Raw genomic sequence first — 22,239 nt, 5'->3', positions numbered from 1 at the left:
TAATTCGGGATAAGTCCTCTTCTAATCCTTTTGGTTGGTCATGGATACCTGAGTAACTCCTTACCCCGGAATTTTGAGGGGATACAGCTTCATCATCTACAACTAAAACAATAATCATGGTCATATCTCCTCAAATTACTGATTTTTTTTTGGTAAAGTAATGATAAATTCAGTGTAAATATCTACTTCCGATTCCACTTCCAAGCTGCCTTGATGCTGTTGCACAATAATGTCGTAAGTTAAGGATAATCCCAAACCCGTACCTTCTCCTGTTGGCTTGGTAGTGAAAAAATGCTCAAAAATGCGATCGCGCACTTCTGGAGTCATACCGGAACCATTGTCCCGAATCCTGATTTCAACTTTGTCTTGAAGATTTCTAGTCCTAATGTTGAGTATTGGTGTAAATTCATTTCCCTGTTGTTTGAGCTTTTGCTGTATTGCATAACAAGCATTGCCAAGAATATTAAGAAATGCTCTACTAATATCCTGAATGACAACTTCAATTTCACCAATATTTTCGTCGTAGTCGGTGTCAAACGTCACATTAAAAGAAGAATCTTTTGCCCGTATCCCGTGATAAGCAAGGTTAGCTGTTTCCTCCAATAGCTGATTTAAATTGCTGCTTTCCCATAGATGTCCGCCATTCCGCGCATGAAGCAACATATTACCGACTATTTTCTCAGCTCGCTGACCGTGGTGTTCAATCTTACTCACGTTTGTTGACAGAAGACTAAGGATATCTGTAATTGATTCAGCCGTATCTTCGTTGATATTTGTTGTTTGTTGGGCAATTTCTTCGGATAATTCTTGGACTAACTCCACAGAAAGTTGAGCGAAATTATTCACAAAATTAAGCGGATTGCGGATTTCGTGAGCAATTCCAGCTGTTAAGGAACCCAACGAAGCGAGTTTTTCCTGAGCTACCATTTGCTTTTGAGTCATTATCAGTTTCTCATTGGCTTTTTGCAGTTCTTCAGATTTTTGTTCTTTTTCAATCAGTAGTTGTTTGACTCTTAGAATCAACTGATTGAGAGAAGTTGCTAATTTACCAGTTTCATCTGAGGTGGTAACAGGAGCTTGTAAATCAAAATTGGCTTCCTGTGTGGTTTTTTGAGCAACATCTGTTACTGATTGCAGTGGTTTAGAAATAGCTCTACTAGTAAAAGTAGCTAACAAAATAGCAATTAAAACTGATAAAACAGCACTTGCAAAAAATATTTTCAAGCGCAATTGTTGAGCAACAGCAAATTCAGCTTCTGCTTTTTCATATTCTTCATACATCTCCTGAGATAAACTGAGTAAATCCTTAGCGAAATATTCTAATTTTCTCGAATATTCCGTGTTACTAAAGTTAGTAAGTTGAGTTCTAGTAGTTTCGAGTTTTGTTGGTTGAATATTATTAAAGTTTAAATTTTTAATCAGTTCTTCAACTTGCTGTAAATATAAATCTGGAAATTGAGAATAGCTTTCATAAATCAGCCTAGCTGAGTAATTTTCGCTAATAATACTTTCTTGTTTTTCCTCTTCTTTCTCTTCTGTCTTGTTAAATTTGGATTTGAATTTAACCCAGAGTCGCTTAAACTCGGTTTGATGTTCTTTTATAGCAGCCTTTTGTTTCTTTACAAGTTCTGGTTTATCCAAGATTATAGGTAATTCTAACCAATCAAGACGTATTAGAAGGGCTTTATTCTGTAAATCATTAACTAATCTGTATGCATTTAATGAAGCTTCTTCTCGTTCAAGTGCTTCTTTATGGTAGCTATCTCCAATCACAAACCCAGTAGTTGTTCCTAGAATAGCAACAAAAATAGCCAGTCCGTATCCTAAGCCTATTTTGTGTCCTACTTTCAAATAACCAACCCACTGATTCAATTGTTTTGAAAGTGGGATTGCGTTCTCATTATTTTTCATTATTTTCAGCTTCTAATTATTTATATAGGTAATTCCCGATTTTTAAAGAAAGGACTTACGCAATTGTCACAAGACCTTAGTTGTTGCATGACACAAAAAGCAGTATTTTTCGTTTACAATCAATCAAAGTGTGAAAGAATTCCTATAAAACTGTATTTAATAGGGTTCCCAAAATTAGGAGTAGAAGTATTAGGAACTTCAAATTAATAAAATCTCCAACCGACGGTTGGAGATTTTATTTTTTGGATCTTCCTTAGTAATCGTTCACGGGGATAGGTAGATTCAAGCTGTCGAGTTTAGGCTAACGCCTTGCTACGCAAATAGATTAAATTTATGACGCGCCGAAGGCGAACGTTGCGTCTCAAATTAAGTTTCGTAAATACTCAAACCCTTAATGTAGAAGGGATACAGTCAAATTTGGGGATGTTATTTGTGAGCAACAACTGTCTTCATCAGTACGAAGACATTCTCGCCTTTTTTGAAAAATCTCATGTCTTCATATCTGGTAAAAACAATACGAGCAAAGGCTTATATCAGATTTACGACCAATAGTAAGAGACATCTTACCCACGACGCGCCACGAACGAGAAAAAAAATATATATACTTATATACTAATTAGACGCTTTGGTGTTACTCACGGTAATGCAAGGCTTTTGGCTTATTCTAGACTTTTTTCTTGCACCTGAATATATTCCTTCGGTCTGATACTGTACTGGGTATCACCTTTTTTTGTTTATTCAGCAAGCCCTAAATAATAAGACTCAAAAATATACACTTAAAATTTCTACTGATTCCACTCCAAAGTTATTTCTAAATTCGCGTTCTGAGTCCCTTTAGCCAAAACAGCAGTTAGCTTACCAGATTCAACCCCAATTTCCACCCCAAATTTGACACTGGCTTTATCTGGCTTTAATTTCTGTAACGTTTCAGCAATATCTTTACTCAAAGACTCAATTCCAGCAGTAGCTTCGTTAAAAGGTAAGGTTTGAGAAGTAATTTTGCGATACGCTGAAGGCATGACATTCTGCGCATCGCCAATTAAAGTCGCTTCTACCTTGACATTTGTACCATCACTGAGTTTTACAGAAATAACTTTGCTTGGAGATTCCATTACGATTTAAGTCAATCATTCTGCATTTATAACATCGATGCAAAGTTAAAATCATTTAATCAGTCGATAAGTTCATCGCAGCAACTACGGCTTTTTGACTAACGTTTTTATAAACAGAATCTAAATATCTCATAACTAGATCTGCTGAAGTCAAATTAGCAATTTTTTCTTCATCTTTAGCTAGTGGAATCGAACCTAAAGTCTCCAAAACTATTTCATTTACCGAAGGTGTTATCACTACTAAAGAAGACTCTAAGGGTTGATTATATTCCCAAAAACTATCCATTTTTAAAGGTATGTAAGAAGAATCTACTACTGAATTTTGAACAGGGGAATTTTCCGGAGTTTCAACATCAGCATTTGTTTCAATATCTGTTGTTTCAACATTGGTTATTTCAAGATCTGTTTTTTCAAGGCTAGCACCACGTAATTGGCGCAAACTACTAATGATTTTTTCTTTATTACGTCCCCGTAACTGAAAAAGAACAAATGGGTCTTCACTGAAGCGATCGCCTAATTGATAATAGATAGCAGCAATATGTTTGCAAGGATTAGCTTTATCAGGACAAGTACACTTACTATGAACGTCGGAAAGAGTAAAGGGAAATAAAGATAAACCGTTAGCAGTAAATACCTCTTCTATATTTTGTGGCATTTCGCCGGATAAAAGTTTAGCAGGAATAATAGCCCTTTGTGACATTGTTTCAATAACATAACCCCATTCCTCATCAGTAAAGGAATCTAAATAAAGGGAAACTGTATATGGTTGCGCTTCACTACCTTGGACTTTAGCTATAACTTTTGCACCTTGAAACTCAATACTGAGAATATTTCCTTGACGTGCGTAGATTCTACCCCGCTCCAACCGTTTTTTAAATCGATAAGAATCTAGTAATTCTAGCCACCGTTGCGACCACCATTCTCGACTTGCTTGTAAGGTTCCTTCTGTCATTTTTTCAGTTATCAGTTATCAGTTGTCAGTTATCAGTTGTCAGTTAATGCGCTATGTACACTTACGTGTTCCGCAATACCTACGGTACGCTACCGCTAGCCGCTAACGCGCACGTAATACCTATAGCTTCGCTACCTACGGATCCGGTACGCTAGAGCCTGCGGCGTCGGCAAAGCCTCTGACTAACGTCACGCAGGGCGCGCTTACACGAGCCGCTAACCGCTAGGCGCTAACAGTTGTCAGTTGTCAGTTACCTGTTCACTGTATGGCTAGCGCCACGCAATACCTACGGTACGCTTATGCTAGCCGTTAACACTGTTCACTGATAACTGATAACTGTTCACTATTACCTATTCTTCTTCAATTACTGCATTGCGATCAAGTAATAGTAAATCGCGTAGCTGATCTGTATCTAATTCTGTTAGCCACTCTTCACCGGTACCGACTACTTGTTCGGCTAATTGTTTTTTGCTTTCAATCATGTCATGAATTTTTTCTTCCAAGGTACCGGTACATACAAATTTATGAACTTGGACATTACGAGTTTGACCAATCCGAAATACCCGGTCTGTGGCTTGATTTTCTACTGCTGGATTCCACCATCTGTCAAAGTGAAACACATGATTTGCTCTCGTTAAATTTAATCCCACACCTCCAGCTTTTAAGGAAAGAATCATTATTGGTGGACCTTGGGGATCGTGTTGGAAGCGGTCAATCATTTCCTCACGTTTTTTCTTGGTGGTACTACCGTATAAAAATAATATTTCTCTCCCCAAGTTTTTCTCCAGATGGGGTTTGAGTAGTTTACCCCATTCAGCAAATTGGGTAAATATTAAAGCGCGATCGCCTGCAGATGTGACTTCTTCCAACATTTCTTCTAAGCGTTGGAGTTTACCAGAGCTTTGTTTTGCTAATGTTTTAGTTTTCAAATACTGAGCAGGATGATTGCAGATTTGTTTGAGCTTGACTAATAACCCTAAAATCATTCCTCGACGTTGTACACCTTCGGCTGATTCAATTTCTGAAAGTGAGTTTTCTACAGTTTCTTGATATAGTTGCGCTTGCTCGGGAGACAAACTACAAAAAACATTTATCTCTTGTTTTTCGGGTAAGTCTTGAATAATATCGCGATCAGTTTTTAGGCGACGTAGAATAAAAGGTTGCACTAAGGAACGTAACTGACTTAAAGAATCTGCATCTCCATATTTTTCTATGGGAATGGCAAATCTCCGTTGGAAAAACTGTCGATTGCCTAAATATCCCGGGTTGAGAAAATCTAAAATAGACCACAACTCTTGTAATCTATTTTCTACTGGTGTACCCGTTAAAGCAATCCGAAATGTTGCTTCTAAATCACGAATTGCTTGTGATTGTTTTGCTTCAGAATTTTTGATATTTTGTGCTTCGTCTAAAACAATTCCTTGCCAATTAACTCCTTTTAATATTTTTAAATCCCGATGAACTAAGGAGTAACTAGTAATCACTAAATCTGATTTATTGACTACTTCTTGAAATTTCTTACCTTTCGGGCGTTTATCACCATGATATTGCAAAACTTTTAGAACCGGAGCAAATTTATTGACTTCCCGTTCCCAATTACCAATTACTGATGTGGGACATACAAGTAGAATGGGGTTTTCTAAACTTTTTTCTTCTTTGAGATGAAGTACAAACGCAATCAACTGAATGGTTTTACCCAAACCCATATCGTCAGCAAGACAAGCACCCAAACCCCAACGTTCTAAAAATGTTAACCAAGAAAATCCTTTTTCTTGATAAGGTCTTAAGGTACCTTGAAATTTTTTCGGTGTAGGTAAAGGTTTTAAGGATTGATTATCTGCAAGGGTTCCTACTAATTCTTTTAAAGCTCCAGAAGCATCAAAACTAACAACCGGTAATTTTTCGATTGTTTGGGTGTCTCCCGTACTCAAGCGTAAAGCATCTTCCAAGGATAAGGACATTTGCTCTTTACGACTGGTAAAGAAAGATTGAGCAGTTTTAATATCTTGAGGTCGCAGTTCTACCCATTCCCCATTAATTTCTACTAAGGGACTGTTTAAAGCTACTAAACTATCGAATTCTGTTTTACTTAAAGTTTGTCCTCCAATGGCTAATTCCCATTTAAAGTTTAGTAGGCTCTGCAAACCCACACCTGCTTGTTTTTTCCGGGATGTTTGAGCTTTGACTTTTAAACCTAAACGATTTGCCCATCCTTCGCGATTAGCCAAAGAAGGTGGTAAAATCACTCCTAAACCACTATCTTCAAAACGCCAAACAACAGACTTAATAAATTCATAAGCCTGCATGGGGCTGAGAGTACAACTACTGGGATATTCGCTATCTAAACTTTCTGCGATCGCTGGATATAAACGGGAAGCTAAACCCAAACCCTGCAAAAAAGTTTCTTGGGGTTGCTCTATAGTGCGTTCTTGATAAGCTAGGCGTTCGACTGGGTTCTTCCAAATAGTATCTGCGTCAACTAAAAATTCTGAATTGTCCGTCGCTTGCAAAAAATATACCAAAGTCCAATCTGTTTTCCCAGATTCTGGGGAACGCAATTCAAAACAAGTACGGAACTGTTTTTTTCCTGCAAGCTGATATTGTAAAGGTAAAGTCCAAGATTTTAATACTGCATCAAGTCTTTCGACGGCAATGGTATCGGCTTTAAGAACATTTGATTCTCCAATTAAGCCTTGTAACCATTGGCGAACTACAAAGGGTAAAGATGAAATTAAACGAGCTTCCCCAGTCCCAATAGTACCAACCATTTTTCTAACTTGGGAATCCACCACAGAATTAAGAAAATCTAAAATTAATTCTTGGGGTTGCTGAGGTAAATCCAAATAAAATGAGGAGCCAGCAGAAGCAACTTTAGATGTTGATAGTTCTTCATTACCGTTTAGATTTTTCGAATCCTGCTGATAAACCCGACAAATAGCAGGCATTAACCGAGCAAAATTTTCTAAACGGCTGCTATCAATAGCACTATCTAATAATACTTGCCATTTTGCAACTCCCGAAGTGTCTAATTCTCGCTCTAAAATTGGCAAGAATTTACAGCGAGAAATTAAATCCAAACTCCAACGGGCAATTTGCGACCAAAAGCGTAAGTCTCCACCAATAAACTCATTATTTGTACTGTTTAAATCCAGAGGTACATTACTCAGAAATTTTATCGCTTCTGTAGAGTTGAGAATAATTCCGTCAACGCGCCAAGGCTGAATATATTGACAACTGTTGATATTTTCTGATTCGCCAACACGTAGTGAATGAACTGGGGAAATAAATATCTGCTCCACCGAAATTTTTGCTTTTTCAATAGTTGTTGGTAGAGCAATAATTTGAGTCGTATTTTTCAATTTGAGACTCAAGTCATCAGTCGATTTACGTTTTTTCCCATTACTACTGCTATGTTTCTCAACTTTTGGTATTAAGCTAGTAAGTTTGAATTTTCGAGTTCTTAAAAAATCTACAAGTTCTTGTGATTCCGTTCCCAGAGGATTTAATGGCACATCGTCGGATGCCGTTTCGATAGAAATTGGATTTAAAAAACGCCAAGTTTCTCCCCAGATGAAGAAATATCTTTCCTGATTTTCTAAAATCCAATTGCCGTGTAAAATTGTCATTTGCTAACTTATATCCCTAGATGCAAATATTACTTGATTTTGCGAATTTTATGTTGAAATTTACCTTTAAGTTTTGAACTAATTAGTTATGCTTATTTTTTTAGGTTTTATCTAGTTCTCAATCTTGATTTTCATCTTCTGGTTTTTGATAGTTAATATTTTTGATAGTTAGACATTAAATGTAATAAATTTATGAAAATAAATTATAACTTAGTTCAAAATTTAGTTTACCATCAGCTAACAATTATATAATTTTTAATACTTAACAATAGATTAGAGTCACTAACACCTATAGTCCTAATATTAAGCATACTTGGTCTAATCTTAAAAAAAATAAGAAAGTTGAAAGATCAAGAGAACTGTGAATAATCGAGAGATTCTTGTATTCTTCGTAGAAATCGCTTAGAGTTTACATTTTAAAGCTGTAAAATTAAGACTGTAAAATCCCTAAAAACAAGCGATATATTCCTAAGATCGACCTTTTTAACTTAGTCAACTTTTTTCTTAACTTTTGTGTGTTCTTAAGCTTACACAATAATATCAAGAGTGGTTTGAGAATGTGTCCATGTAGCCTGTACTGATACTAAAAATATCTCTACAGAAAAAAATTAGTAGACAAAGTGTCGGTATACCTTTTGCGAACTATTACTTTTCACTTTCCCCATTCCCACACGAACAATAGTGAATTGTGACGTATAGAGATTTAGCTTTGCTACACTCACATCAGACAAACCAGGTTTATTCTACATATAAGAGATATATTTGCAATACTCTGCTTAATTCTATAAGCAAATGAAACTGTTTTTATTTTGATGTTAGCGTTACTTGGACTTGGGGAATTATCATATCAAAACTATATTGTATATAAAATGATGTTACTAGCAGCAAATAAAATCTAAATAATTTAATAGTTATATTAAATTTAATTCTTAAACATATTATAGGATGCAGTGAATATCTATAATTTTTGTTTGTAAAGTACGAGTACAGACAGTATTAGATGGAATCATTAATAGTCAAGCAATAAGCTTAAGGTCTTGTAAATAATTTATGTTATAGTGGGACAATATTTTTGGCACGGCAAAGGATTGAGAGATCTGGAGGCACGGCCTAAAAATGAGCACTTATACATTATTGCTATGTGTTTGCTCTGTATTTGCTATTAGAGTTGAGCCTTTGATAAATGCCAGCGATCGGTGTTTATGCATCTTTATGTCGATAGTTTAGCTACGCGCAATAAATATTAAGAAGTAACATTTAATATTGTTTGCTCTAGATGCATTTTCAGCCCGAGCATTTCTCCAAACATTGGTCTCTCTTTACTGGGGTTTTCGTAGGCAAAATTTCCAACGGAACATTGAGGACGCCAATTTTCCCGGTAAAGTCTCTTTATTGAGGTAAATTAATACCCAACTATAATTATTTTGGTTGAGGTGCGTTCGAACTAATATACCTTTTGTTAGACTGTGGAAATTTCTGGAGTCTAAGACTATGGGTAAATTTCCTCGTCGCTGTGGAGCTAGCCATAATGATGAACGCAAAGTCGAAACTTTGATGATGCATCGGCGAGTCTAATCAGCGATTTATTAGTACATGAACGGTCTTTGTGTGCAACCGACACCAGCAATAGTATAGAAATGTTAGGATTGCCACAGAGAATAGAATAGCGTGCATAGAAGGAAAAAACACTGAATGGAAGAATTTGAGAAGTCAATATCCTTTGATGGACGGGATATTCGACTCAAAGTTGGCTTACTAGCTCCCCAGGCTGGTGGGTCAGTTTTGATACAGTCTGGAGAGACAGCAGTATTAGTTACAGCGACGCGATCGCAAGCCAGAGAGGGCATTGATTTTTTACCTCTGACCGTAGATTACGAAGAAAGATTATACGCTGCGGGCAGAATTCCGGGTGGATTATTGCGAAGGGAAGGACGTCCGCCGGAAAGAGCAATTCTTACAAGTCGTTTGATAGATCGTCCGTTGCGTCCCTTGTTTCCGTCTTGGTTGCGAGATGACCTACAAATTGTTGCCGTAACATTATCAGTAGATGAACTGGTACCACCTGACGTAATAGCAGTAACCGGTGCTTCCATTGCGACATTGATGGCAAAGATACCTTTTAATGGACCAATGGCAGCAGTAAGGGTTGGTTTGGTAGGAGATGATTTTATTATTAATCCTACTTATTCTGAGATCAGTTCTGGGGATCTAGATTTAGTAGTTGCAGGCTCGCCCCACGGTGTAATCATGGTGGAGGCTGGTGCGAATCAATTACCAGAACAAGATATCAACGAAGCAATAGAGTTCGGTTACGAAGCAGTACAAGATTTGATTAAAGCCCAAGAAGACTTGATTGCAGAATTGGGTATAGAACTTGTGCGGGAAGAGCCACCGGAAGTAGATTCTTCACTCGAAGACTTCATTAGCGAGCGTTCTACAGACGAAATCAAGAAGATTTTGTCTAAATTTGAATTTGGTAAAAACGAGCGCGATGCAGCTTTAGATGAAGTCAAAGAAAAAATTAAGCTAGAAATCGAAGAATTACCGGAAGAGGATTCGATTCGCGTCGCAGCAACAGCTAATGCTAAAGCTTTGGGTAATACTTTCAAAAGCATCACCAAAAAGTTAATGCGTCGTCAAATAGTTGAAGATAACGTGCGAGTAGATGGACGCAAACTTGATGAAGTTCGTCCTGTATCTTGTAACGTGGGCTTAATACCTAAGCGAGTTCATGGTAGTGGTCTATTTAATCGAGGACTAACTCAGGTTTTATCTGCCTGTACTTTAGGTACTCCCGGAGATGCGCAATCATTAAATGATGATTTGCAAAGTGATCAAGAAAAGTACTATATCCACCATTATAACTTTCCTCCGTTCTCCGTTGGTGAAACTAAACCCTTGCGCGCTCCAGGACGGCGAGAAATTGGCCATGGAGCTTTAGCAGAAAGAGCTATATTACCTGTTTTGCCATCAAGAAAACAATTCCCTTATGTAGTTCGCATAGTTTCGGAAGTGTTATCTTCCAATGGCTCAACATCAATGGGTTCTGTTTGTGGTTCAACCCTATCGCTGATGGATGCAGGTGTACCAATCAGTAAACCTGTAAGTGGTGCAGCAATGGGTTTAATCAAGGAAGGTGATGAAGTCCGAGTTCTCACAGATATTCAAGGAATTGAGGACTTTTTAGGGGATATGGATTTCAAGGTTGCTGGAACTGATACTGGAATTACAGCCTTGCAAATGGACATGAAAATTTCGGGATTGTCCTTAGATGTAATTTCTCAAGCAGTTAATCAAGCAAAAGCTGCAAGGTTGCATATTTTAGATAAAATGCTCCAGACTATAGATAGTCCGCGCAGTGAAATGTCACCATATGCGCCCAGATTATTGAGCATTAAAATTGAACCAGATATGATTGGTCTGGTAATTGGTCCCGGAGGTAAAACAATTAAAGGCATTACAGAAGAAACTGGTGCCAAAATTGATATTGAAGATGATGGAACCGTTACCATATCCGCAATAGATGAACTCAAGGCCAAAAAGGCGCGTAATATCATCCAAGGGATGACTCGCAAATTGAATGAAGGCGATGTATACGTTGGTAGAGTAACTCGAATTATCCCAATTGGCGCATTTGTAGAATTTTTACCTGGAAAAGAAGGTATGATTCACATTTCACAATTGGCCGACTATCGCGTTGGTAAGGTTGAAGATGAAGTTGCTATCGGCGATGAAGTCATTGTCAAAGTCAGGGAAATTGATAACAAGGGTAGAATTAATCTCACTCGTTTGGGTATTCATCCAGATCAAGCTGCTGCTGCGCGAGAACAAGCAGTTAATCGGTAATTATTTAGGAGGGTTTTAGATTCTGGATTTTGGATTTAGCATCGTTCGCAAATCTAAAATCCGCTTTTGTTGAGAATACTAATAGTCTCCGCCTTTAAGAGAGGGTAATTCTGAATTTTTTTTTCAAACGGCTAGTTAGCTATTGCAGTTTTTAAAGTAAAAAGCCCACGGCTTCCGGTCGTGGGAGTGTAAACTGATTAAACCGGCATAAAAGAAAATCAAGTAAGTTATGTGGGTGCATGGCATTGATGCTGTGTACCTTGTTGATGTTTAGAGTTTGCAACCGAAGAACTGTATGAGTTACGCCTAGCTCAACATTACTTAGCAAGTAAAATATATTTGATGTATCTTGGGAAAATATTAACTACCCTGCACTAAAAGTGAAGCTGTAGCTATTAGGGTGTCATACTAAGTCCGGGTTAATTACCCCTTTTTAGAATGAGAGATGGAAGTGTGGGAGGTGTGGAAAGTGTGGGGGGAAATCCCAAAAAATATAAAAGGGTTTTAAAAATCGGATTTGGTGTCACATCTTTATGTTCGCTTTAGTAATGGCACTGTGACATAGAATTTTAACAAAGCTCTGCCATAACAGAAAGCATAAGTGAGAAGACGAGTCTATCTCAAAGTTTTGACAAATCCCAGTCAGTTTTAAACTCAATCTCAAAAGAAATCATTGTGAGTAGAAAAGGACTACCAGAAACTACTGCTTACGTCAGAATTCTTCGCCAGTCTTGGCAAAGCGGGCTTCTCGAAGGTGAAGTCAAAGCCGGTGACTTTCAATGGGAGTTTAAATGGCACTTTCGCCAAGGCGAATTGTCAGTCCAACCATCTCAAGGGCGAGCATTAATTAAAGAACCCTTAAGTCGCTTTTTAGAACAAAAAGATTATCAACTCGAACCTGGAGGAGACTATGATTTTGTGATTCGAGCAGAGTTATAACAGTTACCAGTTTACGGCTAACGCCATGCCCTTACGGGCTACAGTTGTCAATATCTGCTCGCTGTTTACTGTTCCCTGTTCCCTTTTCCTGTCAACTATTCATTGGTTCGGTCAAACGGTTGAGATACCTTTCAATTAGCAAAATAGCTACAATATCATCTATTGGTCTTGGTGGTTGACGCATTCCTTGTGGTATTAACTTTGATAATCCTTTTGGTGGGTACATTATCCAATAGCGATCGCGTGCAAGTAGACTAGTATTACGTTCATCGATCAAAATAATGTTTAAGGTTTCGGCAAGCGATTCTAGTAATTTTTTTTTCCACTGCTTGGCTGTGGTTTGGTCGCCCATGACCATCAATGAAATTGGGTATTTTTTTCGTAACGTTTCAATAGTCTTTACTGCTTGGGCTGACTGAACAACTTGATGGTAGTGCAGTTGTCTATCTAATCCCATTACTGCTATACCGCATTTATCCCTACCTGGATCGAATCCCAAAAGCAAAGGTTGTGTGGGCGAAAATTCACCAAAATTCATATCAATAAATCAGGTATCAAGAGTTAGTTCTTCGCAATTGAGAATTTTATATTCTACATTTATTCTATTTTATATAGTAATCTTAAATCGTTGATGGAAATAAATGTTGTAGAGACATTTCATGTAATTAATATAAAGGATTCACCTGTTCAAAAATTAAATACGATTGTTACATAGTAATTGTTAATGAATAATGCAGTAAAACTCTGTCTTAAATTAAAATATTTAATTATTTAACTTTCTCAAATAATATTTATTCCTAAGTTTATATCTCAATTTATTTATTAAAAATGATATATTAATGCTCTATTTTTTATAAAAATACCTGTTGTTTTCAAGAGCTAAAAATAACTTCTCCTTTACGATTTGTTGCTATCAATTTAACTTTTAAAGGACCTTCTGTATAAGTATTTCTCACTGAAATTGCTTTAATATCTAATTCTTGATCGTATTTGCTTAACTGGTCAATAAAACGCAAAAAAGTAGAATCAATTTCTACATCTTTTAAAATTCCAGCACTGCGAGCACGAAATTGGGAAGCTGTGATTAATAGTTCAACTCTTTGGCGCAGTTGATAAGATGTCATTTTTTTGGGATTTGCTGTTGTTGCTGCTAACACTTCTTCTCTGGAAAACACAATTTCATTAGGTGTTGCATCAGCAAAAATTTCTATTCTTTTTTCCCCTTTGACATAATTCTCTGCAGAGAAAATTCTAACTACATATTCTCGACCATCATCAATTTCTCGGCTTAATCGCCGTACCTGTGATTTTGTTACATATAATGGTTGGGGATTAATCTTATTGAATCCTGGTTCTCTCAATCGATTAATCGCATTACGACTCGCTTCTTGCAAAAGTCTCACTACAGCTTGACGTGCTGCTGTAGGTTCTTTAACGCTAACTACTGCTTCTGCTAATACCTGACCCCGAAACAGTGCTAGCTTACCCCTGCGTAGTTCTTGGTTGGACTCACCTAACTTACCAAGTTGCTGTTGCAAAAATTGTTGTTGTGCTCGTAAGTCTTTTAAAAGGTTTTGTTTTTCTTCAATTATTTTTTGTCTTTGAGCAATTTCTTGCTCCCGGGCTTTAATCTCAGAATTACGTTTTTGGATACGTTTATCTAATTCGAGAATTTTCCGGTCCCGATCTTCTAGTTGAAGGTTTCTACTTGTAATTTCGCGATCGCGTTGTTCAATTGCAACTCGAGCTTGTTCGATCTCATCTACAAGTCTTTTACGTTCGACTTTCAGTTGCTCGATTCGTTTTAACTGCTCGTTTCTCTGGTTATAAACATTTTGTAGTTCCGACCTGGCTTGTTCGTACTGCTCAACAACCCGAGTCAACTGGGAGGTGGTTCGTTGGAGTTTATTTTCAGTTTGAGCTTGACGGGTAAGGGTATCTTCGAGTTGAGCTTGGGTAACTCGCTGCTTCGCATTGGCTCTTTCTAAAGTTTTATTAATTTTTCTTAATGCTTCTTGAGCCTCTACCTGCTGCTGCTTGACTGCACTTAATTTTTCCTCAACTTGACGTTTTTGAGCTTCGGTTTTCTTTAGTTGTTTGCGTTCGCGTCTGAGGTCGTTTTGAGTATGTTCTAGCTCCAAAATACCCCGGCGTAGATTTTTATCTACCAGAAAAATAATTCCTAAAGTTGATAAGGAAATTCCTACCCCTGTAATGATTGTTATTAATACTGCTGTATGTTTTGGGCGTAACTTAAAGAGTGAGAGCCGCTTTTTGCCAACCCGCGTACCAATTCGGTCGCCAACGGTAGCAATAACGCCTCCCAAAATTAAAACAGCTAAAACTATGATGTACCCAGAGTCCATACTTTAAGTTACCGAAACCCTCCCAGATACAGCCTACTACTTATTGACATTTTCTGTGGGGAATTGGAGATTGGCAATAGCTGATATTACTTATGAAGTGTAAGTTTCAGCAATTAGAAAGTAAAGATTTAAAACTACACTTTTGAGTTTTGACTAAGTGTAAGTATTAAGCTTTGAAACTTTCTGAGCCATCTCCACTTCCATCTAAACGGAACAGTTTAAGTGAATTGTCGACTTAGAGTCACAGGTTTATGCACCGTAATCTTCTTTTTGTGAATGGAAATCATCTTTTTCTCGCGCAAATCGCCGAGTAACCTGGTAACTGTAACGCGTGTAGAGCCGATGGCTTCTGCGATCGCCTGATGAGATAGCTTCAGATCGATAGTAATTCCATCAGCACAAGGGACTCCAAAATCTCGACAGAGAATCAGTAAAAAACTCACCAACCTGGAACCCATATCTCGGTGAGCGAGTGTTTCAATCATCATTTCTGTCTGCAAAATTCGTGAAGAAAGACCCCGCAGCATTAACATCGACAGTTCGGGGTTTTCTTTGAATGCTTGCTCCACCTGCTCAATGGGTGCTGAGAGTAATTCTACAGGTGTAAAAGCAACTGCATGGTAAAACCTATCTGACTTGTTTCCCGTCAGCAGAGATAAGACGCCAAAAACACTATTTTCCCGCAGCAATGCTACTGTTATTTCTTCTCCTGCTTCGTACACCCTGGAAAGTTTGACTGCACCTTTGAGTAAAAAATAAACACGCTCTGCAGGATCGCCGGGAAAAAAGATCGTTTTATTGCGCTCAAAAGTTTCAACAACTGGTGGAAATGCGCCAGTTGCCATTTGACGAAATACATTTGCTAGGGCTTTATCTTGTGTCACGATCATCTCCCTTCCCCTACCCAATGCCGGAAAAACAAAAGTAAATTACCTAAGAATACATTTGAAAAATTGAATTTGCATTGTCAACATTTTTGTTATTTACTATACTCAACCTCTTATCCTTTTAACTATTTGTTCATCATGATACATAATTTTTCATGTTTCGATCTACTAATTTTTGAGACTTAATTAGAAAATTTATATTTGAGTGGTTTTGTTAAGAGAAAAAACAACATATATTCAGAATATTTTAAGAAGTAAATAGAAATTTTATGGCAGTAAAAAACATCGACCTTTATGATTTTAAAAAAAATTTGTTCAAACAAAGACATACCAGAGTCAAATTCTAGTATGCTCAAGCATGATTGTTTACGTCATCAACTTTTATGCTGGATCTAACAGGAAAAAATGCACTTGTAACAGGTATTGCTAATAGTCGTTCTATTGCTTGGGGAATTGCACAGCAATTGCATAAAGCTGGGGCAAATATAGGTGTAACATATTTACCTGATGAAAAGGGTAAAATGCAGAAGAAAGTCTCCGATCTCGTAGAACCTCTGAACCCTAGCTTATTTCTGCCTTGTAATGTTCAAGATGATGAGCAAGTAAAATCTACTTTTACAACAATTGCTGAAAAATGGGAAAAAATAGATATTTTGATCCATTGTCTTGCTTTTGCAAAAAAAGAAGACTTGACTGGTGGATTTAGTGAGACTTCACGCTCCGGTTTTCATACAGCATTAGAAGTCAGTACTTATTCATTAGCTCAACTAGCAGCAGCAGCTAAACCATTGATGAAAGAAGGTGGAAGTATTCTCACATTAACTTATTTAGGTGGTGCCAGAGCTGTGCCCAATTATAATGTAATGGGAGTTGCTAAAGCTGGTTTGGAAGCCAGCGTACGTTATCTTGCTGCTGAATTAGGTACAGCAAATATCCGTGTAAATGCAATTTCTGCAGGTCCAATTAGAACTTTAGCTTCTTCTGCGGTTGGAGGTATTTTAGACATGATTCATCATGTGGAAGAAGTAGCACCATTACGACGTACTGTTACTCAATTAGAAGTAGGAAATGCGGCAGCTTTTTTATGCAGCGATTTAGCAAGTGGAATTACGGGACAAGTAATCTATGTTGATGCTGGATATGAAATCATGGGTATGTAAATAATCAATACTTCCAAGTTGTTAATCTCAAAGTTGTTAATCTCAAGTTGCGAGCCTGAAATTGTAAGCCTGAAATTATGAGCCTCGAATTTTAAACTTTAAGTTGAGAACTTCTGAGTATGAATTTCCAGTTGCGAACTTCCAACTATGAACTTCCAACTACGAACTTCCAACTACGAACTTTCATTTGTTAATAGCTACAAGCTAATTACCCAAATTCAATTTTGTATTTAGGTGTAGCTATTGGCATTTTCCACCCTCAAGACTTTATCTAAGTAGCAAGCTCCTATGCAAACAAGTAATCGTCAAACTCAGTCGCGTCATCAAAGTGCAGTTAGTAATCCTCGCATTGCTTCAGTTAGTCGCACTACCGGTGAGACAGATGTACAGGTAACAATTAATCTCGATGGAACGGGACATTGTCGTGCTGCAACAGGAATTCCTTTTTTGGATCATATGCTGCATCAAATAGCTTCCCATGGTTTGTTCGACTTGGATATTAAGGCTAAGGGCGATGTGGAAATTGACGATCACCACACCAACGAAGATGTGGGAATCACTTTGGGACAAGCAATTGCAAAAGCATTAGGCGATCGCAAAGGAATCGTCCGTTTTGGTCATTTTATTGCGCCTTTAGATGAATCCTTAATTCAAGTAGTTTTGGACTTTTCCGGACGTCCCCACATTACCTATGGTTTAGAAATACCCACCCAAAGGGTAGGAACTTACGATACTCAGTTGGTGCGAGAGTTTTTTGTAGGAGTTGTTAACCATTCACAAATGACGTTACACATTCGTCAATTTGATGGAATTAATTCACATCACATCATTGAAGCGACTTTTAAAGCTTTTGCTCGGGCTATGCGAATGGCTGTAGAAATAGATCCCCGTCGTGCAAGTACTATTCCTAGTTCTAAAGGGGTTCTCTAACTTTACTTAAGTCAGTCGATTAGTTTGGGGAGTGTGGGGAGAGGAATAAAATACTCATTACTGTGCGCTAAGATTACTCGTTAATTTTCCCAAAGAGATCCATGGTGTCAGATTTACTTTTAGAAGCTGAAACGGTGGAAAAATCTAAAATTCCTGTTTGGTATTTTCCTCTAGCTAATGGACGTTATGAGGTAAAACCAGGAATGATTCCTCTCGGTTCCGACTTGGGTAACGGTAAAATCGACGAACAGGTATTTCAAATTGATAGTAATTTTGCTCATTATCGTCGATTAAAGCTTGCTGCTCGTAAAGAAAATTTAGATAAGTATTACCAAACCTATAATTATCCTCTAGGTGTTGCAACTGCTGTCGCAGGGTTAATTATTGATCGCTTAACCCAAGAATATCCCCAGTACTTTACACAATTTTTATATGATGGGAATATCATATTTAAGAGTTTCCTTACCGGAGAAAGCCTCTACTTAGACAAAAATTTGCAGCTACAAGCAGTTGAATTTAATAGTAAAAAAATAGTTCCAGTTTATACTTCTACCCTCGACGCTTTAGCAGCACAAACTCAAGAAGATATCACAGTCATTTGCCGTGATAGAAGTGGGAAAAACTGGGTAAGTGCTATTCACTTATGTTTTCCCAATCATTGGTCAGCAGAAGAAAAAATAGGTAAAGACTTTACCACAGTACATGCTCCTGTTGCAGGCATGGAAAAAATGAATCGCCAAGCTGATAAAATTGTTAACACTATTATTACTCGCAGACCAATGGTACGTTTTGCTTGGGGTTTGAGTACTGACACGCGGCTTAACCATCACCCACGAACACCACAAAATATATCAGTTGAAAAATGGAATGGGAGAAAGTTTAATCGAGATTGTCCCCGATTATATTTAAGGATTGAACGTCAGACTATGTGGGGTTTACCCGAACATAACGCATCTTTATTTACTATCCGTACTTATTTTCGTGACTGTAGCTTGTTAAAAAAAGACAATAATTTAAGGTATAAATTATCCTCAGCTATTGAGTCTATGACATCAGATTCTTTAATTTATAAGGGATTAACTAATAGTAAAGAAGATATTTTGAATTTCTTAAATAATGATTTTATGTCTATTTAAATACTTTTTTAGTACTGTAAATACTTGTATCCTATTTGAATGCTAAGATTTATATTGAATACAAAAGCTAAATTACCTATTTTTGTTATTCAACATAAACCGGAATTTAATAATAAAAATTAATAAAAATTATTTGCGACCAAAAAAATAGCTACAATACTGAAAACACTTAATTTAATATGACACAGGCAATCATTCTGAGTCACTCAAATGTTATTTATTTAGCTTTGAATGACTATGTAATTTTTGTTCTGTAGTAATTTTGAATTAATAGACGTGGAGTATATATTGAGTTTTTATAAGGCATTGTAATTATGCAACAGAATGCCGAACAAATTGATTTATTTGCTTTAAAACAGGCGATAGACACTTCGCCATTAATAGTCCCATCCGATATTTTAGTTGTTGATGCAATTGCTGTGATGATGGGTCGGGCAAAATATAGTAATAGTTATGAGTTAGCAAATCATCAGCCTGAGAAGATTAGTGTAAACCTGAAGCCAGAAGATTATGTATTAGTTGTAGAGAATTTGAATGTAGTAGGAATATTAACTCAAACAGATGTAATTAGACTTACCATTGCAGGGAAAAACTTATCTAAGATGAGAATTTCCGAAGTAATGACGCGAAAGATCGTAAAAATTAAGCAATTCCCCGAGCAGGATATTTTCGCAATTCGTTCCTTGATGCGCGAACATAGAATTTGCCATTTACCGGTTGTAGATAGACGAGATTGTTTAGTAGGAATAGTTACTCAAAATACTTTATTGCAAGTTTTAGATGGTCTAGAAAAAATTGATGTTATTGAAACCTTACAAAATCAAGTAAGAATTAAAAAAAATCAACCAAAGCAAATAGAAGAGACCTTAGTCTCAGGTCTAGAAACGAAACATCAATTTATCGATCCAGTATATGAAGAGGTAGATAGTCAAAGAACTGGTCAAATTAGTACAGTTTCTTTTGACGAAATGGATGAGAGTGAAAAAGATATTGCTAATGAAACAGAATTTCATTTTTTATATCCTAGCGGTAAACTAGAAACTAATAATAAATATTGCGATCAAGAAGTAGAGTCTTTGAAGCAAAAGGATATTGACCAATATCAACAATCAGAATTAGAGAAAAACCAAGAAAATTATTATAATTCGCCTCAAAATTTAAGCTCTACTACCTCAAATGTACCTATTTGTATTTACGAATTGGATCGTCAAGGTAAAATCCTTTTCGCTAATATAGCTTATGGGGAGGCAACTCAAAAGCAGCTATTATATGGGAAATTAGCAGAGTCTTTTCCTGAAGGACAAATTTCCAAATTTGAGTCTGCGATCGGGGAAGTTTTTGATACCGGACAAGTTAAGGAAATAGAATATTCAATTCTCAATTTTCAGGGTGAGGTTCAATTTTACACGACTAAAATTGTACCAAATCAAGTTAAAGGGAAAGCACCAACAGTTATTTTGGTGATCAGTAATATAACTGAAGTTAAGCAAGCACAAGTCGCTTTACAAGAGAGCGAAGAGCGATTTCGCACCATGGCGGATACTGCTCCAGTAATGATCTGGCTTACCGATACAGATAAACGTTGTACTTACTTCAATTCCTGCTGGCTGGAACTAACCGGACAAACCTTAGAGCACGAAATTGGTCATGGCTGGATTCGGGGTATTCATCCAGAGGATAGACAAGAGTCTTTAGATATTTACTGGAGATCCTTTGACGAACGGCGAGCGTTCTCCATGGAATATCGGTTGCTAGGTTATGATGGTGAATATCGCTGGATTTTGGATCGGGGAACGCCTAGATTTAATTCAAATGGGAGTTTTGCCGGTTATGTCGGTTCTTGTGTAGATCTGACCGATCGCAAGCTTGCTGAGGAAAAAATCGCCGAACAAGCAGCGCTACTTGATGTTACTACAGACGCAATTTTATTACGAAGCTTATCAGGGGAAATTTTATATTACAATCAAGCTGCTGAAAGCATTTATGGTTGGAGTTCTTCAGAAGCGATCGGTAAAATTGCTAATGAACTTTTATATCCAAAAAAATCACCAGAACTAATAGACGCATTAGAAAAAGTTCGCGAGAATAATTCTTGGCAAGGTGAATTATATCAAGTAACTAAAACTGGTAAAGAAATTATTGTTGCCAGTAGATGGACTTTAGTAAGAGATAAAGTAGGAAACCCTAAATCTATCCTGACAGTTGATACTGATATTACGGAGAAGAAACAATTAGAAGCACAATTTCTTCGCGCCCAGCGCTTGGATAGTCTTGGTATTTTGGCTAGTGGTGTTGCTCACGATCTCAACAATATTTTGACACCAATTTTGGGTGTTGCCCAATTATTACCGATCAAGGTAAACCACCTGGATAATACTTCCAAACAAATGTTAGAAACTTTGGAAAACAGTGCCAAACGCGGGGCTAACTTGGTCAAGCAAATTCTATCATTTGCCCGTGGTGATGAGACCAAGCGTACCTTAGTCCAAATTAAGCATTTACTCAAAGATATCGAGCAGTTTGTCAAAGAAACATTTCCTAAATCGATTGAAATTGAAAAGAATGTACCGCAAGACCTATGGATTGTTTCTGCAGACCCCACCCAATTGCATCAAGTATTAATTAACTTGATTGTCAATGCTCGTGATGCAATGCCTGATGGAGGGAAATTAAGTATTTATGCTCAAAATGTCTCAATCGATGAAAACTATGCCAGGATGAATATTGAGGCAACAGTTGGTCCTTATGTGGCTGTAACAATTGCTGATAACGGAGTTGGTATTCCTCCTGAAAATATAGACAGAATTTTCGATCCCTTTTTTACAACTAAAGAAGTAGGTAAGGGCACAGGACTTGGTCTATCAACTGTTTTAGGGATTGTCAAAAACCATGGCGGTTTTGTGGAGATATCTAGCAAAGTAGAACAAGGCAGCCAATTTAAAGTATATTTACCTGCCAGGCAAGGTATTGTTCCTCAAGTCACCCAAAATTCCGAGTTGTTCCCGGCGAGTGGAGAACTAATTTTGCTAGTTGATGATGAAGCTAGTATTTGTGAAATTATTAAAGCCACATTGGAAACCTATAATTTTCAGGTTTTGATAGCTAAAGATGGTATCGAGGGAATTTCTTTGTACGCTGTCCATAAACATGAAATTTCTGCAGTCTTAATTGATATGATGATGCCTTTGATGGATGGACCGACAGCAATTCGCACCTTGAAGCGAATGAATCCACACGTGAAAATTATTGCCATGAGTGGGTTAGCATCGATGGAAAGTCTCACACAAACTGCAGGAAGCGGAACTCAACAATTTCTGGCAAAGCCTTTCACTGCACAGGAATTATTGAATTCTCTAACATCGCTCTTATAGGGT

The 22,239-nt window shown here is 37.2% G+C and carries 14 protein-coding genes; 7 read left to right on the top strand and 7 right to left on the bottom strand.

Annotated elements, in window-relative coordinates; all coding sequences use genetic code 11:
- Nucleotides 1-135: 135 nt before the first annotated feature.
- The 4 genes from BC008_RS32645 to BC008_RS32630 form a co-directional block, all read right to left on the bottom strand.
- Nucleotides 136-1,911, bottom strand: a complete 1,776-nt coding sequence (locus BC008_RS32645) for a sensor histidine kinase (RefSeq protein WP_027846872.1) — start codon at nucleotides 1,909-1,911, stop codon at nucleotides 136-138.
- A gap of 785 nt (nucleotides 1,912-2,696) precedes the next feature.
- A complete protein-coding gene (locus tag BC008_RS32640) occupies nucleotides 2,697-3,023 on the bottom strand; it encodes a CU044_2847 family protein (RefSeq protein WP_027845707.1) in 327 nt (108 codons plus the stop codon).
- A 55-nt stretch (nucleotides 3,024-3,078) separates the two neighbouring features.
- A complete protein-coding gene (locus BC008_RS32635) occupies nucleotides 3,079-3,975 on the bottom strand; it encodes an SWIM zinc finger family protein (RefSeq protein WP_027845708.1) in 897 nt (298 codons plus the stop codon).
- A gap of 350 nt (nucleotides 3,976-4,325) precedes the next feature.
- Nucleotides 4,326-7,601: a DEAD/DEAH box helicase gene (locus BC008_RS32630; RefSeq protein ID WP_027845709.1), complete on the bottom strand. Its 3,276-nt coding sequence runs from the start codon at nucleotides 7,599-7,601 to the stop codon at nucleotides 4,326-4,328.
- Nucleotides 7,602-9,029: 1,428 nt separating this feature from the next.
- On the opposite strand from BC008_RS32630, the gene BC008_RS49845 reads away from it, so the two are divergent.
- From BC008_RS49845 to BC008_RS32620, 3 genes are all read left to right on the top strand, one after another.
- Entirely contained in the window at nucleotides 9,030-9,176 is a 147-nt protein-coding gene (locus BC008_RS49845; protein ID WP_161938191.1) for a hypothetical protein, read from the top strand.
- Nucleotides 9,177-9,293: 117 nt separating this feature from the next.
- Entirely contained in the window at nucleotides 9,294-11,447 is a 2,154-nt protein-coding gene (locus tag BC008_RS32625) for a polyribonucleotide nucleotidyltransferase (protein ID WP_027845710.1), read from the top strand.
- A gap of 675 nt (nucleotides 11,448-12,122) precedes the next feature.
- The gene (locus BC008_RS32620) at nucleotides 12,123-12,386 is read left to right on the top strand and encodes a DUF3146 family protein (RefSeq protein ID WP_027845463.1); all 264 of its coding nucleotides are present in this window, start codon (nucleotides 12,123-12,125) and stop codon (nucleotides 12,384-12,386) included.
- A gap of 91 nt (nucleotides 12,387-12,477) precedes the next feature.
- On the opposite strand, the gene BC008_RS32615 is transcribed toward BC008_RS32620, so the two are convergent.
- The 3 genes from BC008_RS32615 to ntcA all read right to left on the bottom strand — a co-directional run bounded on the left by BC008_RS32615 (nucleotide 12,478) and on the right by ntcA (nucleotide 15,642).
- On the bottom strand, nucleotides 12,478-12,924 hold the full coding sequence (locus tag BC008_RS32615; protein WP_027845462.1) for a pre-16S rRNA-processing nuclease YqgF: 447 nt from the start codon (nucleotides 12,922-12,924) through the stop codon (nucleotides 12,478-12,480).
- 334 nt (nucleotides 12,925-13,258) lie between these two features.
- The gene (locus BC008_RS32610) at nucleotides 13,259-14,752 is read right to left on the bottom strand and encodes a DUF3084 domain-containing protein (protein WP_027845461.1); all 1,494 of its coding nucleotides are present in this window, start codon (nucleotides 14,750-14,752) and stop codon (nucleotides 13,259-13,261) included.
- 218 nt (nucleotides 14,753-14,970) lie between these two features.
- Nucleotides 14,971-15,642 carry a global nitrogen regulator NtcA gene (gene ntcA / locus BC008_RS32605; RefSeq protein ID WP_027845460.1) on the bottom strand — a complete coding sequence of 224 codons (672 nt, stop codon included), beginning with the start codon at nucleotides 15,640-15,642 and terminating at the stop codon, nucleotides 14,971-14,973.
- A 380-nt stretch (nucleotides 15,643-16,022) separates the two neighbouring features.
- On the opposite strand from ntcA, the gene fabI reads away from it, so the two are divergent.
- The 4 genes from fabI (at nucleotide 16,023) to BC008_RS32585 (ending at nucleotide 22,236) form a co-directional block, all read left to right on the top strand.
- Nucleotides 16,023-16,799, top strand: coding sequence for an enoyl-ACP reductase FabI (fabI, locus tag BC008_RS32600; RefSeq protein WP_027845459.1), 777 nt, complete (start codon nucleotides 16,023-16,025; stop codon nucleotides 16,797-16,799).
- A 288-nt stretch (nucleotides 16,800-17,087) separates the two neighbouring features.
- Entirely contained in the window at nucleotides 17,088-17,729 is a 642-nt protein-coding gene (hisB, locus tag BC008_RS32595; protein WP_027845458.1) for an imidazoleglycerol-phosphate dehydratase HisB, read from the top strand.
- 101 nt (nucleotides 17,730-17,830) lie between these two features.
- The gene (locus BC008_RS32590; protein WP_058184221.1) at nucleotides 17,831-18,865 is read left to right on the top strand and encodes a heme-dependent oxidative N-demethylase family protein; all 1,035 of its coding nucleotides are present in this window, start codon (nucleotides 17,831-17,833) and stop codon (nucleotides 18,863-18,865) included.
- Between the two features lie 314 nt (nucleotides 18,866-19,179).
- On the top strand, nucleotides 19,180-22,236 hold the full coding sequence (locus BC008_RS32585) for a PAS domain S-box protein (protein ID WP_058184220.1): 3,057 nt from the start codon (nucleotides 19,180-19,182) through the stop codon (nucleotides 22,234-22,236).
- Nucleotides 22,237-22,239 lie beyond the last annotated feature (3 nt).

The sequence above is a fragment of the Mastigocoleus testarum BC008 genome, assembly GCF_001456025.1.
Lineage (GTDB): Bacteria > Cyanobacteriota > Cyanobacteriia > Cyanobacteriales > Nostocaceae > Mastigocoleus > Mastigocoleus testarum.
The sequence above is the reverse complement of the archived record's forward strand: the minus strand, read 5'-3'. Positions and strand labels throughout refer to the sequence as shown.